The sequence below is a fragment of the Phenylobacterium sp. genome, from assembly GCF_030681155.1.
GTDB lineage: Bacteria > Pseudomonadota > Alphaproteobacteria > Caulobacterales > Caulobacteraceae > Phenylobacterium.
This window is the reverse complement of the sequence record NZ_JAUXXE010000042.1, coordinates 1-13,591: the sequence shown is the minus strand read 5'-3', so window position 1 is coordinate 13,591 and position 13,591 is coordinate 1. Positions and strand designations below refer to the sequence as shown.

The following is a 13,591-nucleotide window of genomic DNA, read 5'->3' as shown; positions in this document are numbered from 1 at the left end:
GTCGTCGAATGTCCTACGAAAGTCAGCGGGAAGCGGCTGCGACAAGGTCTGAAACCTCGTCCCAGACAAAGATCAGGTTGTCCGAACGCCAAAGTGGACCCGGATCAATATACTTGCCGGCCACTCTTCCACCCAGCGTTTCGTAGAAGGCTATCGCCGGTTCGTTGCCGACGACGACGCCCAGGGCCGCGCCTCTATAGCCCCACGCCCCCACCTGTTCGGCCAGGGCCAGCATCAGGCGCCGCCCCAGTCCTCGGCGCTGGAAGCCGGGGTCGAGATAGAGCGAGCAAATCTCCCCGCGGGCGCCGAACTCGGGCTGCGAGGGGGCCGCCGCCATGCCGACGCCCGCCAGGCGCCCATCCTGCTCGGCGACCACCACCGCCTGCTGCGCTGACGGCTCGCTCAGCATCGCCGTCCAGCGCCGCACCCGCAGCGCCTCATCCATCGCCTCAAACGCCTCGCGGGGCGCCAGATCGCGATAGGCTTGTCGCCAGGACGCCAGATGCAGACGGGCGATAGCTGGTGCGTCGGCCAGGGTCGCAGGTCGCAGGGACAAGTCAGTCATCGGCCTGCCCTAGATGCGCTTCGACCAAGGGCGTGATCTCGGCGGCCCGCTGGTGGACAAGATCGTGGTCGCCGCCCGCCAGAACGTGCAGCCGCGCATTGGGCAGCAGGTCGCGCAGGCGTTCACCCACCGCCAACGGGCTGATCGGATCGGCGTCGCCCCACAGCAGCAGCACCGGGCACGCGATCTGCGGCAATCGCGCTGACAGATCGGCATGCAGGTCGCTGAGCCAACGAGCAGCGTTTGGGTGGTTGCGGTGATAGGTCGCCTGCCAGTCGGCGGCCCCCAGCGACTTCATGTCGAGCCCAGCGCTGGTCACCGAGAGCACGATGCGCCGCACCCGGCCCGGATGGCGCAGGGCGACAAGCATCGCGATCAGTCCGCCCATCGACTGGGCCAACAGGTCCATCGGGCCATCGCCCATCTGCGCCTCGACCAGTCCGACCAGATCCTCCAGGCCGCGCACGCCAGGATCCGCCGGCTGATGTCCCAGGCCCGGCCAGCCCAGATAGACCTTTCCCCACGAGGCCGGCAGGCGCTCGCCCAGAGGACGCCAGAAATTTGGATCGGCGCCGGCGCCGGGCAGGAAGAGACATGTTGGCGTGGTGGTCATGGCGGTGTCCTTTGGCGGGGCGCAGACGAAAAAGCCCGCCGGTGAGGGCGGGCTGGCGTTCGAACGGTTTGCAGGGGCGACTTTGAGTCCCGAAGGATCTGGGGTCAGCCGATCTCCACGCATGCCGCAGCGAACGCCACAAGGCGTCGGCGTCGGGCGGGCAAGACGCGCTGGAGAACCATGTGATCCAGGATCAAGCTCCCCGCGCCGCAGGTCAAGCTTGCTGTGCGACGAAGGCGTGTCGCGTACGCCACAGCGCCAGCTTCTCAAGGATGTCGCTGATCAACTGCTGCTGGGTGTGGTCGGTGACGTCGTAGGCGCCCCTGGCGCCCACCTCATCGGTCGAGGCCCGCAGGCGCCATTCCAACGCACGCCGTCCTTCTGGAGCCTCGAGCAGGGAAAACGCCGGCAAGGGTCGGGACGCAGCCCGCAGGCGGTAGACGAAATCGGCGCCCGCACCCTTGGCATGGAGCGCGACGCCGCCGGCCTCCCGCTCGATGCTGGCGGCCACGCCTTCTTCGGCCAGGGCCTCGCGTACGGCGTCCAGGGCCGGGGCGCCGATGCGTTCGATCTGCGCCTCGATGTCCCGACGACGAGACGGGGAAAGGATGCGCTTGAGCCTCAGCCGCAGCGGCGCATCAGGAACGGCCGCAACGCCCAGCAGATCAGCCCGCAAGCCGCGATAGAGACCCCACGCCAGCAAGATCATGATGATCGCGAACGGCAAGGCTGCGACCAGGGTGGCGGCCTGGAGCGCGCTGAGCCCGCCGGCCAGCATCAGCAGCGCCGCCGCCACGCCCTGAAGGACGCACCAGTAGACCCGCTGCCACTCGGGCGTCTCCTCGGCCCCGCCCGCCGCTATGGTGTCGATGACCAAAGATCCGGAGTCCGCCGAGGTGACGAAGAAGACCACGATCAGGGCGACCGCCAAGGACGAGGTGATCGCAGTGCCCGGCAGGTATTCGAAGAACTTGAACAGGGCGGTCGAGAGGTCGGCCTGCACGGCCTGCGAGATCGCTCCTGCCGCCACCGTCATGTCCAGATACATCGCCGTATTGCCGAACACCGTCATCCAGAGGAACGTAAAGGCGCTGGGCACCAGCAGCACCCCGATCACGAACTCCCGCACCGTTCGACCGCGCGAAATCCGCGCGATGAACATGCCGACGAACGGCGACCACGCGATCCACCAAGCCCAATAGAAAAGGGTCCAGTTCGCCATCCAATCGCGCGGCTCATAGGCGTAGAGATTGAAGGTCCGAATGAAGAAGTGGTCGAGATAGAGCCCGAAATTCTGGACCAGCGCTTTCAGCAGAAAACCGGTCGGACCGGCGACAAGCACGAAGCCCATCAGCAGCACCGCAATGAAGAGGTTCAGCTCCGAGAGCCGACGCACCCCTCGGTCCACCCCCGTCAGCACCGAAATCGTGGCCAAGCCCATCACCCCGGCGATCAGCAAAATCTGACTGAGGCGTGTGCTCGGCACGCCGAACAGATATTCGAGGCCGGTGTTGATTTGGGCCACGCCCAGGCCGAGCGACGTAGCGATGCCAAACAGCGTCCCGCAGATCGCGAAGATATCGACCGCATCACCGATGCCGCCGTTGATCTTGTCGCCCAGCAGCGGCTGCAGCCCCGAGCGCAGCGTCAGCGGCAGGCCCTTGCGATGGGAGAAATAGGCTAGGCTGAGGCCGACTACCGCATAGATCGCCCAGGCGTGGACGCCCCAGTGGGCGAAGGTGATGACCATCGCCTCGCGCGCCGCGTCGATCGTGCCAGGCTCGGCCTCGGGAGGGGCGATATAGTGCTGAACCGGCTCGGCCACCGCGAAGTACATCAGGCCGATGCCCATGCCGGCCGCGAACAGCATCGCCAGCCAGGAGACATAGGGAAAGTCGGGCTCGACATCGTCGGGACCGAGCTTGATCTTGCCGGTGGGCCCGATGGCCAGAAACAGCACGAAGGCCAGGAAGCCGGCCACGGCCGCCACGTAGAACCAGCCGAACGACTCGATTACCCAACTCTGGGCGGCGGTGAACACGTAGTCGGAGGTACCAGGCGCAAAAGTCGCAAGCGCCAGCAGCGCCGCGATGATGGCGCTGGCGCCCCAGAACACTCGAGGGTTCATCTTACGCTCAAGCATAGGCTTCAAGCGCTTCGGCGGGGGCGCGGTTCCTGACCGCCGTGCGGGCGTCCTGCTCATGCCGAAAGCCGCTGCTCGGTCTGGGCCACGACGCGCCCGATATCGAGCCCGCTGGGGGCCTGGAAAAGCCGGAGGCCGAACTCAGGCAGGATGGCGATCAGGTGGTCGAAGATGTCTGCCTGGATTGGCTCGTACTCTGCCCACGCGGTCGTGTTGGTGAAGCAATAGATCTCCAGCGGCAAACCCTGGGCCGTCGGCTGAAGCTGCCGCACCAACATGGTCATGTCCTGGGCGATCGAGCCGTGGGTTTTCAGATAGGCCATCACATAGGCGCGGAAGGTGCCGATATTGGTCACCCGGCGCGTGTTCACCGGGTCGCGTCCGGCCGCGATCAGCACCGCGTTCGAGCGTTCGAGTTCGATTTGCTTGCGATCCAGATACTCGTCGATCAAGGCGAAGCGCTGCATCTCGGCGCGCTCCTGCTCTGACAGGAAACGAACGCTGCTCTGGTCGATCAGCAGGGCGCGCTTGATCCGCCGGCCACCAGTGTCGAACATCCCCCGCCAGTTCTTATAGGACTCGGTGATCAGGCGGTGGGTCGGGATGGTGGTGATCGTCTTGTCCCAGTTCTGCACCTTGACCGTATGAAGGGCGATATCGATCACATCGCCGTCGGCATTGAGCTGGGGCATCTCGATCCAGTCGCCGACGCGCAGCATGTCGTTCGACGTCAATTGCACCGACGCCACCAGCGACAGGATGGTGTCCTTGAAGACCAGCATCAGCACCGCCGCCATCGCGCCCAGTCCCGACAGCAGCAACAGGGGCGACTGCTCCATCAGCGCCGCCGCGATCAGGATGGCCGCCCCGGCGTAGACCAGGATCTTGACCACCTGAACGTAGCCCTTGATGGGCCGGCTCCCGGCGTCCGGACGTCGCTGATAGGCCTCGTTGACAAGATTGAGCCCAGCCCCGACCGCCAGCGCGATAGTCAGGACCATGAAGGCGCCGCTGACATTGCGGACCACCATGATCACTGGCTCGGCGAGGTGAGGAACTGACCCGACGCCGCGGGCGACGATGATCGCCGGCACGACATTGGCGAGCCGCCGGACCATTTGAGTCAGGGCCTGCGATCCGCGCGCATGCCAAGTCGCCGCGGCGCGACGGAAGACGCGCTGGATCGTCTGCCTCACGATGAGATTGGCCAGGACCGCGCCAATGGCGAGAACCGCCAGGCCCAGCAGAGCCTCCAACCACGATGGAAGCGGCGGCAGAGCGACAAGATGATCGAAGATAGGAAGCGTCTCTCGGTTCAAACCCGCGCGCGCCGTCAAGAACGGGGCGTGGCGGCGAGCACGGTGGATCCTTAGAGAACAAGCCGCTCAAGCGACAACATCAGGACCGCGCATGTTGCGCATCGGGCCATGTTGGCCAGACGCCTTTTGGATTTAGGAGCTCATCCGTATCGGAGGACTGAAATTAATCTGGCCTCGCGGTCTCACCCACATCCTGCGAGCGCGAAACCTATACAATGGGGCGGCAGGGATCCACCTCACCAACCTGACATTCCCGTGAGGCTCGGCGACAGCTACTCAATTTTTTTGATGATCGGCCCGCGAAGACTGAAAACACCTCCTTCGCCACATTTGACCGCGCTCACCGTCTGGCCGGACGGCCCCTGTTCCCTAGTACGCAAGGGGAAACGGCCCCCTCGGCAGAGGCCGTAAACCTGGTGGAAACCTTGTCACATTTCCCCCCACGCAACCCCTGACGGGCTCAGGGTTTGGTGATGTTTTTACAAACCCCTTTACATCCCAGTCCATCGACCCTATTTCGCAGCGCTCCGGCGGACCCGATGTCCTCAAAAAGCGCTGCTAACGCCGGCTAGGTTCAACTGCCAATGGGGGTTACGTGAATTGCACACGTACCATAAGCCCCTGGACCTGGTCCGTCAGCGGCCTCCGGAACGTCCTGTCGCAATAGCGCGACCGGACGCGGTGGCCACGGCGGCGCACTGGTTCCAGGAAAATTTCAAGGGCGACGTCTTCTACGCGGTGAAGGCCAATCCTTCGCCATGGGTCATTGAGGCTTTGGCCGCCAATGGCGTGACGTCCTTCGATGTGGCCTCGGTCCCCGAGATCGAGCTTGTCGCGCAGTTCGCGCCGGGTTCCCGCATGGCCTTCATGCACCCGGTCAAGAGCCGCGCCGCGATCGCGGCCGCCTATTTCGATCATGGGGTTCGCACCTTCGCGCTGGATACGCACGAAGAGCTGGCCAAGATCCTGGCTGCCACCGGCGACGCCAAGGATTTGAACCTGATCGTCCGCCTCGGCGTCGAGGCGGAAGGCGCGACCTATTCGCTGTCGGGCAAGTTCGGCGTCGATCAACACCAGGCCCCCGGCCTGCTGCTGGCCGCGCGTCGGGCGACCCAGGACCTGATGGGCGTCTCCTTCCACGTGGGCAGCCAGTGCATGCGGCCTACGGCGTACCAAGCAGCCATGACCCAGGCCTCGCGCGCCCTGGTCCGCGCCGGCGTCTTCGCCGACGTGGTCGATGTGGGCGGCGGCTTCCCGTCGGTCTATCCCGGCATGATCCCGCCGGACCTGACCGATTACATGGACTCCATCGACCGCGGCTTCGCCGAGATGATGGTTCACGAGACGACCGAGCTGTGGTGCGAACCCGGCCGGGCTCTGGTGGCCGAAGGCTCGTCGATCCTCACCAAGGTCGAGCTGCGCAAGAACGACGCCCTGTATCTGAACGATGGTTCGTACGGTTCGCTGTTCGACGCGGCCCACACCAAATGGCCCTTTCCGGTCAAGTTGCTCCGCAACGAGGACGGCGAGGCTTACGAAGTCGAAGGGCCGCTGAAGCCCTATCGCTTCTGGGGTCCGACCTGCGACTCGATCGACCACATGCCTGGCCCGTTCTGGCTGCCGGAAGATGTGCGCGAAGGCGACTACATCGAGATCGGCATGCTCGGCGCCTATGGCGTTGCGATGAACACCCGCTTCAACGGCTTCGGCGACGCCGAGACCGTCGAGGTCAGCGACGCGCCGATGGCCTCGATGTTTGGCCTGGCCCAGCGTTCGATTCCCCTGCCCCGGCAGGAGAACCACAATGTCGTGAAGCTGTCGCGTGCACGCGGGAAGAAGCGTCGGCGGAAATAAGCCGGCTGCTCAGCTATTATAGGCGCGGCCGGTCGCTCCGTCCCGGTCGCGCCTCTTCCATTCGGACGGGCGCTCAAACTCCAAGGGATCTTGAAGAATGAACGCTGACGTTCAAAAGACGAACCGCAAGGCCGAGCTGCTGGCCAACACCGTCGAGCACGTGGCGATCGATCAATACGACGCCCGCCCGGTGATCGACGCCATGCGCAAGATGAGCTTCACCAGCCGCGATACCGCGCGCGCCGCCGACATCTGGTCGATGTCGCTGGAAGACAAGGATTGCTCGACCTGGCTGACCCTCGCGGGCTCGACCAGCGCCGGCGGCTGCATGCACATCTACCGCGACATGGTGAAGTACGGGATGATCGACACGATCGTCGCGACCGGCGCCTCGATCGTGGACATGGACTTCTTCGAAGCCCTCGGCTTCAAGCACTATCAAGCCCAGTCGAACGTGGACGACCGCGACCTGCGCGATCTCTATATCGACCGCATCTACGACACCTATATCGACGAAGAAGAACTCCAGAACTGCGACGGCACGATCTACGAGATCTGCAATCTGCTGGAGCCTCGGCCCTATTCTTCGCGCGAGTTCATCTACGAGATGGGCAAGTGGCTGGCGGCCGGCAACGCCAAGAAGCCGGATTCGCTGATCGAGACCGCCTATCACGAAGGCGTGCCGATCTTCTGCCCCGCCTTCGTCGACTCATCGGCGGGCTTTGGCCTCGTGAAGCACCAGGTCGAGAAGATGAAGGAGGGCAAGCCCTACCTGACCATCGACTCGGTCGCCGACTTCCGCGAACTGACCGACATCAAGCTGGCGGCCGGCACCACCGGCCTGTTCATGGTCGGCGGCGGCGTGCCGAAAAACTTCGCCCAGGACACCGTGGTCTGCGCCGAAATCCTCGGCCACGAAGCCGAGATGCATAAGTACGCGGTCCAGATCACCGTGGCCGACGTGCGCGACGGCGCCTGCTCGTCCTCGACGCTCAAGGAAGCCTGCTCCTGGGGCAAGGTCGACGTGACCTGGGAACAGATGGTCTTCGCCGAAGCCACCACCGTGGTTCCGCTGATCGCCTCGGACGCCTGGCACCGCGGCTCCTGGAAGAACCGCACCAAGCCCCGTTGGGCCAAGCTCTTCGACAAGAAGGCATAAGACACGTCAGACGGCCGGGGTTCGCCCCGGCCGTTTTCGTTTCCAGGCTTGGAAGCGCGCCGCCTCCCACGCATGATCGCGCCAAATAGGTGGGAGGCAGCCATGAACCGCATACTGATCAGTTTGGCCCTGGGCGGCGTCGTCGCGGCAGGCGGCGTGGCGATCGCCAAGGAACCAGCCCCGCCGGCGGCCGCCTCCACCACCGGCTATCTCGGCTCAGCTGGCCCCGACACCTACAAGATCCTGCCGCCGGCCCCGGTCGCCGGAACCATCCGTTTCCAGGCCGACCGCTCGACCTTCCTGGCCACCCGCTCGTCCAAGGACACTCCGCGCTGGACGCTGGCCATCGCCGACGCCAACGAGGCGGCCATCGTGAAGGACATGAGCTGCGCGATCGGCATGGAGCTAACGCCCGACAAGGCGCCGAAGCTGACCAAGGTCCTGATGACCATGCGCTTCGACGTTCGCCGCGCGGTGAACACCCCCAAGGACATCTACAAGCGCCAGCGCCCGTATCTGATCGACGAAGGCCCGATCTGCGTCGAGAAGACCGACGGACTGGCCGCCAGTCCGGACTATCCCTCGGGCCATACCACCTGGGGATGGAGTGTGGGTCTGGTCCTGGCCGAACTGATTCCCGACCGCTCCACGCAGATCCTGACCAGAGCCCGCTCGTTCGGCGAAAGCCGGCTGTTCTGCGGCGTACACAATATGAGCGCGGTGGAATCAGGCCGCACCAACGGCTCGGCCGTGGTCGCCGGCCTGCACGGCTCGGCGCAGTTCCGCGCCGACATGGACGCGGCACGCCAGGAGCTCGCGGCCCTGCGCAAGAGCGCCAAGGCGCCCGACCCCGCCGCCTGCGCGGCGGAGGCCGAGTTGATCGCCAAGTCGCCCTACAATTAGGGCCGCTTGGCGGTGACGATCCAGGTGGCCGAGGCGAGCATGACGCCTTGCGGCGTCACATGCCGCGCCAGCGCCTCGTGGATGGCGCCGACCACATCGTCCTTCAGCTCGGGGTTCTCGCGGAGCACCGCGCCCAGCGGCCCGACCCGCAGGGACATGGCGACCGTCTCGTCCAGGTCGTTGCCACCGATCATCTGATCGTGCGGCGCGATGTCGATCTCCACCAGTCCGGCCGCCGCCAGTATGCCCCGCAAACGCTCGGGATCGGCAAAGGCGAAGGGGCCCGGCGCCGTGGGATCAGCGGGCGGCGGCATCGGCGGCAGCAGCGACAAGGCCGCCTGCATCGGCGCGCCCATCCACGGATTTTCAGCCAGCGGCCGCCAGCAGACGAAGGCTAGGCGCCCATCTTGCCTCAGGGCCGCGGCGATGTTGCGAAAGGCGGCGGTCGGATCGTCGAAGAACATCACCCCGAACCGCGAGAAGGCCAGGTCGAAGCCGCCGGGCGGAAAGGCCTGGGTCTGGGCGTCGGCGGCCAGGAAGCTGACATTCGCCATCCCAGCCTCGCCGCCACGACGGCGCGCGACCTCCAGCATCGGCTCGGAAATATCGACGCCGAGCACCTGCCCGGTCGGCCCCACCCGCTGCGCCAGCTCAAGGCTGGTCTGGCCGCAACCACAGCCGATATCCAACACCTGCTCGCCCGCCTTCGGCGCTCCGGCGTCCATCGCCCGTTGGCCCAGCGGCTCGATCTGGCGATCCAGGCGGTCCTGCAACGCAGCCCAGGTCGCTCCGGCGCTGTTGTTCCAATAGGCGATCTGGTCGGCGTTGGCGCCGCTGTCGACAGTCATGTTCGCCGTCCCTCTCCGCTGGTTCAGATGCCAGCGTACCACTCATAGCCGCGGTCTTCCCAGAACCCGCCCTTGCCGCCGCCGAGGTGGGCGAAGTCGGCCACCGCCTCGATCCGCATCACATACTTGGCGTGCTTGTAGCCAAGCTGGCGCTCGACCCGCAGCCGAGCCGGCGCGCCGTGCTTCACCGCCAGCGGCTCGCCGTTCATGTCGTAGGCGAGGATCGACTGCGGGTGATAGGCATCGATCAGGTCGATGCTCTCATAGTAGCGGGCCAGCCCCTCCGGCGCGTTCGGGTCCAGGGTGTCGGCGCAGTGGAAGACGATGTAGCGCGCTTCGTCCTTCAACCCGGCCTGGTCGAGCAGCGGTCCCAGGCGCGCGCCGCTCCACTTGCCGATCGCCGACCAGCCCTCGACGCAATCATGTCGAGTGATCTGGGTGCGGGCCGGCTGCGCGCGCAGTTCCGCCAGGCTTAGCGACAGGGGCCGCTCGACCAGGCCGTCGATCACCAGCCGCCAATCGACGAAGCCGCCATCCACCAGCGCCCGGTACTCTGGATCGCCCGGCGACGTTGAGCCGTTGGCGCGGAAGTCTGGCGAGATTTCGCTCGCGGGAAACTCCGCGGCCAGGGCCGTGCGGTTGGTGACCAGCCGTTGGGCGCGGCGAGTCAGCCCCTCGGCGCCGGCCAGGGTCTTCTGCACGCCAGGATTCATGGTGAGCTTGTCGCAGGCCGACAGCATGGCTCCCCCGGCGGCGGCGGCCAGACCCGAGAGCCATCGGCGGCGCGTGGCGCTCATCGGCCTTCTCCCTGGCGAATGGCGAAACGGCCGGTGATCATCGAGCGCAGACTGTTCAGCGGGCTGGAGACCAGCACCATCAGCACATGCACCACCACGAACAGCACGATCAGGCTGGCAGACAGGAAGTGGAAGGTCCGCGCCGACTGCCGCCCGCCGAACAGCTCCGGCAGCCATGGCCAGGCCGCGTTCATGCCCGGCGACATCGAAAGGCCCGTCAGCACCATCATCGGCAACAGGACGAAGATCACCGCCAGATAGGTCAGCTTCTGCAGGGCGTTGTAGCGCCGCGCGGCCTCGCCCTTCGGAAACCGCAGCCGCGCGTGATCGGCGATCTCGGCCAGCAGGTGACGAGGCTTAAGCTGATCGCGTTCCGGCAGCAGGTCGCGGCGCACATGGCCGTTGGCGATATTGGCGCTCAGATAGACCAGTCCGTTCAGGGCGAAGACCCACGCAAAGAAGAAGTGCCAGCGTCGCCCGTCGGCCAGGCTGCGATAGGTCGGCAAGGTGGTCCAGGCCGGAAAGCCGCGCACTTGGTCGCCCGAGAAGCCGAACACGCCGGTGGTCTCGAACATCGCCGGCCCGATCTTGGTGATTCCTACCGGCTGGCCGCCCTGCTCCATCGCGACCATCGCCGCCCAGGGCCGCGCGAAGGTCGAGGTGTCGCCCCAATAGAGCGCGGGATGAGCGTTGAAGATCTGCAGGCCGCTGGTCAGCAGCACCAGCAGGGCCAGGACGTTGATCCAGTGCGTCAGCCGCGTGACCAGGCTATGCCGCTGGACGAGCACGCTGGCGGAGGGGACGGAGAGCATCGCGGTTCCTTACAGGTGGCCCAGCTTGCCACGTAGCAGCTACGGCGCCCACCTCCCGCCGGATGCGGCGGCAGCCGGTGGCGTCTCCGGGCCTCGCCCTAGTGTTTTGTCCTGTCGCGCTTTCTGACGTCGAACCGGTATCCACTTCGTCGGAAAGCGCTCTAAGGTCCCGGCTCGAATTTTCCGGGGAGTATCGAAGTGGCTGACGAGAACGTCGAGGTCTGGAGCGGCGGCGTCAACACCTGGGAATGCGACGAGATGGGCCACATGAACGTGAGGTTCTGGGTGGCCAAGGCTCAGGAGGGACTGGCGGGCCTCGCCGCCCAGCTCGGCATGCCGCGGGCTTTCGCCGGCGATGGCGAGGCGACAGTGATCGTCCGCGAACAGCACATCCGCTTCCTGCGCGAGGCCAAGGCCGGCGCCTCGCTCTACATGACCGGCGGCGTCATCGAGATGGGTGAGAGCGACGCGCGCCTGCTGCTCGTGATCCGCCATCCGACCGGTGAACCGGCCGCCACCTTCCAGCTCGTGGTCGAGCACGCCACCACGCGCGACATGCGCCCGTTCCCGTGGCCCGTCCGCATTCGTGAAAAAGCCCAAGCCTTCCGCGCCCAGGTTCCCGCCTTCGCCGCCGCCCGCAGCGTCGACCTTTCGCCGGTGACGCCGACCGCCAGCCTGGCGCGCGCCGACGAGCTTGGTCTCACCCGGATCGGCCTCGGCGTCATCGGACCGGCCGAGTGCGACGTGTTCGGCCGGATGAGGCCCGAAATCTTCATCGGCCGCGTCTCTGACGGGGTCGGCAGGCTGTTCGGCGAGACGAGGCCCGGCCCCGAGGCCACCGAGGGCGAACCCGCCGCCCGGATCGGCGGCGCGGTGCTGGAATACCGGGTCCTGCACCTGGCCTGGCCCGAGCCGGGGGACAGGGTTGAACTGCGCTCTGGATTCGCCGGCTGCGACGCCCGCACCCGCCGGGTGATGCACTGGATGGTGGACCCGGAAACCGGCGCCCCCTGGGCCAGCGCCGAAGCCGTGGTGATCTCCTTCGACCTCGACAAGCGCAAAGTCGTCGACATCAGCCCCGAAGCCCAGGCCGCCTTCATGGCCAAATGCGCGCCAGGGCTAGCGCTCTAGTTCCTCTCCCTCGGGAGAGGCTAGGTGAGGGGGCGGCGCGCAGCGGCGCCCCCTCACCCGACCTCTCCCCAGCGGGGAGAGGAGAAGCGCGCCCTACCCCGCCGCCTTGCGCAGTTCGGCCTGAACCAGGTCCGGACGCTCCATCGGCAGGAAGTGACTGGTTCCCGGAACGACCTCAGCCTCGATCCGGCCGGCCGCGACAAGGGCGTCGAAGCGCGGATCCTCGCGGCAGGTCGAACCGACCTCGGCCTTCAAGATGCGAATCGGCGCCTGGGCCCGTTCGAACGCGCCCCAGGTGTCATGGGCGTGGGAGCTGAAGTTCGAGGCTTCCCACTCCGGCGCGCAGGATAGCTCGACCTCGCCATCGGCCCGCTCGCGGAAACCGTCGGCGACATAGTCAGCCAGCATTTCGGCCGGCCAGGTCTTGAACGCTCCGCGGCCGGTATAGGCGGCGATCACTGCGGCTCGGTCGGGGAACACCGCCCGCCGCCGCCGCGCGCCTTGCACCAGGGGAGAGTTCGCGAAGGCCTCGGGGTCCGCCCCGCCGTCGGAGGGCGAGGGCACCACCACCGGGTCGAACAACATCAGGCTGCGCACACGTTCGGGCGCCTCCGCCTGGGCCAGCACGCAGGCGGTGCCCCCCATGGAATGTCCCGACAACACGACGTCGCGAATATCCAACGTCGCCATCAGCGCCAGCAGGTCGTCGCGCAGGCCATCCCAGGACGTCCGCCCCAGCGTCTCGGCCGGCAGGGTCGAGCGGCCGTGACCGCGCTGATCCACCGCCAGGATATGGAACTCATCGGCCAAGGGCGCGAGAATCGAGCGGTAGGTGCGGGCGTTGAAACCGTTCGCATGGACGAAAACGATGTCGATCGGTCGCGTCACGTCCCCGAACTCCAGCCCAGCGATGGCGCCGCCGCGGCCTTCGAGCTCGATCATCCGCTCTCGAGGGGCATTCGTTAACGTCGAGTCCATGCACAATCCTCCGTCGACCCGCCCAAATTCAGAGCGCAGAACCTCGAAAACACATTCACCCACAGTTAGCCAAGCCCCACCAACGCCTTGGTTTTTCAGGCTCTAAGGGCCCCGGCCCGAAAAGTGATCACGAGGGCGTGAATTAAAGCCTTGCCCTGGGACCAAACCGAGGCATATTCCAGACCTGCGCACGCGACGTTGGTCATCAGGGCCGCCTTCGTATGTTGCTACCAACTCCGTTTCCAGGGGACCTAGAAACATGACCACCGAAATCCTCCGCAAGCTGCTCGTCGCCGGCGCCGCCGTCGCCGCTCTCTCCGTCGCCGCCTGCGGCAAGCCGGCTGAAAAGGCCGACGCCGCCGCTGCCGAAGCCACCACCGAAGCTTCGACCGCCGCTGCCGCCGCCGACACCGCGACCGACGCTGCGGCCACCGCCGCTGACGCCGCCGCCGACGCCTCGAAGGCCGCT

12 protein-coding genes and 1 pseudogene are annotated in these 13,591 nt (G+C 66.2%); 5 read left to right on the top strand and 8 right to left on the bottom strand.

Annotation, left to right across the window (positions count from 1 at the left end):
- Window positions 1-22 precede the first annotated feature (22 nt).
- The 4 genes from Q8M13_RS10640 to Q8M13_RS10625 form a co-directional block, all read right to left on the bottom strand.
- Window positions 23-565 (bottom strand): GNAT family N-acetyltransferase, encoded by a 543-nt coding sequence (locus Q8M13_RS10640; protein WP_305299930.1) that lies wholly within the window; start codon window positions 563-565, stop codon window positions 23-25.
- The gene (locus Q8M13_RS10635) at window positions 558-1,178 is read right to left on the bottom strand and encodes an alpha/beta fold hydrolase (protein ID WP_305299929.1); all 621 of its coding nucleotides are present in this window, start codon (window positions 1,176-1,178) and stop codon (window positions 558-560) included. The genes Q8M13_RS10640 and Q8M13_RS10635 overlap by 8 nt, the downstream gene beginning before the upstream one ends.
- 214 nt (window positions 1,179-1,392) lie before the next feature.
- Window positions 1,393-3,321, bottom strand: a complete 1,929-nt coding sequence (locus tag Q8M13_RS10630; RefSeq protein WP_305299928.1) for a BCCT family transporter — start codon at window positions 3,319-3,321, stop codon at window positions 1,393-1,395.
- A gap of 56 nt (window positions 3,322-3,377) precedes the next feature.
- Entirely contained in the window at window positions 3,378-4,640 is a 1,263-nt protein-coding gene (locus Q8M13_RS10625; protein WP_305299927.1) for a mechanosensitive ion channel family protein, read from the bottom strand.
- A 600-nt stretch (window positions 4,641-5,240) separates the two neighbouring features.
- On the opposite strand from Q8M13_RS10625, the gene Q8M13_RS10620 reads away from it, so the two are divergent.
- From Q8M13_RS10620 to Q8M13_RS10610, 3 genes are all read left to right on the top strand, one after another.
- Complete coding sequence (locus Q8M13_RS10620; protein WP_305299926.1) at window positions 5,241-6,494, top strand: type III PLP-dependent enzyme; 1,254 nt, start codon at window positions 5,241-5,243, stop codon at window positions 6,492-6,494.
- Window positions 6,495-6,591: 97 nt separating this feature from the next.
- On the top strand, window positions 6,592-7,653 hold the full coding sequence (locus tag Q8M13_RS10615) for a deoxyhypusine synthase (RefSeq protein WP_305299925.1): 1,062 nt from the start codon (window positions 6,592-6,594) through the stop codon (window positions 7,651-7,653).
- Between the two features lie 102 nt (window positions 7,654-7,755).
- Complete coding sequence (locus tag Q8M13_RS10610; protein ID WP_305299924.1) at window positions 7,756-8,556, top strand: phosphatase PAP2 family protein; 801 nt, start codon at window positions 7,756-7,758, stop codon at window positions 8,554-8,556.
- Here the strand turns inward: Q8M13_RS10610 and Q8M13_RS10605 are convergent.
- Genes Q8M13_RS10605 through Q8M13_RS10595 form a run of 3 tightly spaced genes read right to left on the bottom strand, consistent with a single transcriptional unit; the run spans window position 8,553 to window position 11,013 of the window.
- Window positions 8,553-9,404, bottom strand: a complete 852-nt coding sequence (locus Q8M13_RS10605; RefSeq protein WP_305299923.1) for a class I SAM-dependent methyltransferase — start codon at window positions 9,402-9,404, stop codon at window positions 8,553-8,555. The genes Q8M13_RS10610 and Q8M13_RS10605 overlap by 4 nt on opposite strands.
- Window positions 9,405-9,427: 23 nt before the next feature.
- On the bottom strand, window positions 9,428-10,201 hold the full coding sequence (locus Q8M13_RS10600; RefSeq protein WP_305299922.1) for a molybdopterin-binding protein: 774 nt from the start codon (window positions 10,199-10,201) through the stop codon (window positions 9,428-9,430).
- Window positions 10,198-11,013 (bottom strand): cytochrome b/b6 domain-containing protein, encoded by an 816-nt coding sequence (locus tag Q8M13_RS10595; protein ID WP_305299921.1) that lies wholly within the window; start codon window positions 11,011-11,013, stop codon window positions 10,198-10,200. The genes Q8M13_RS10600 and Q8M13_RS10595 overlap by 4 nt, the downstream gene beginning before the upstream one ends.
- 198 nt (window positions 11,014-11,211) lie before the next feature.
- On the opposite strand from Q8M13_RS10595, the gene Q8M13_RS10590 reads away from it, so the two are divergent.
- Window positions 11,212-12,144, top strand: coding sequence for a thioesterase family protein (locus tag Q8M13_RS10590; protein WP_370870023.1), 933 nt, complete (start codon window positions 11,212-11,214; stop codon window positions 12,142-12,144).
- A 93-nt stretch (window positions 12,145-12,237) separates the two neighbouring features.
- Here Q8M13_RS10590 and Q8M13_RS10585 read toward each other — a convergent pair whose 3' ends face one another.
- On the bottom strand, window positions 12,238-13,086 hold the full coding sequence (locus Q8M13_RS10585) for an alpha/beta fold hydrolase (protein WP_370870022.1): 849 nt from the start codon (window positions 13,084-13,086) through the stop codon (window positions 12,238-12,240).
- Window positions 13,087-13,381: 295 nt separating this feature from the next.
- Here Q8M13_RS10585 and Q8M13_RS10580 point away from each other — a divergent pair.
- Window positions 13,382-13,591, top strand: a pseudogene (locus Q8M13_RS10580) (hypothetical protein); the annotation flags it as partial.

Coding starts and splice junctions, on each gene's coding strand:
- Q8M13_RS10630 (WP_305299928.1), bottom strand. CDS start 3,321: ATGCTTGAGCGTAAGATGAACCCTCGAGTGTTCTGGGGCGCCAGCGCC.
- Q8M13_RS10600 (WP_305299922.1), bottom strand. CDS start 10,201: ATGAGCGCCACGCGCCGCCGATGGCTCTCGGGTCTGGCCGCCGCCGCC.
- Q8M13_RS10640 (WP_305299930.1), bottom strand. CDS start 565: ATGACTGACTTGTCCCTGCGACCTGCGACCCTGGCCGACGCACCAGCT.
- Q8M13_RS10615 (WP_305299925.1), top strand. CDS start 6,592: ATGAACGCTGACGTTCAAAAGACGAACCGCAAGGCCGAGCTGCTGGCC.
- Q8M13_RS10610 (WP_305299924.1), top strand. CDS start 7,756: ATGAACCGCATACTGATCAGTTTGGCCCTGGGCGGCGTCGTCGCGGCA.
- Q8M13_RS10605 (WP_305299923.1), bottom strand. CDS start 9,404: ATGACTGTCGACAGCGGCGCCAACGCCGACCAGATCGCCTATTGGAAC.
- Q8M13_RS10635 (WP_305299929.1), bottom strand. CDS start 1,178: ATGACCACCACGCCAACATGTCTCTTCCTGCCCGGCGCCGGCGCCGAT.
- Q8M13_RS10585 (WP_370870022.1), bottom strand. CDS start 13,086: ATGATCGAGCTCGAAGGCCGCGGCGGCGCCATCGCTGGGCTGGAGTTC.
- Q8M13_RS10595 (WP_305299921.1), bottom strand. CDS start 11,013: ATGCTCTCCGTCCCCTCCGCCAGCGTGCTCGTCCAGCGGCATAGCCTG.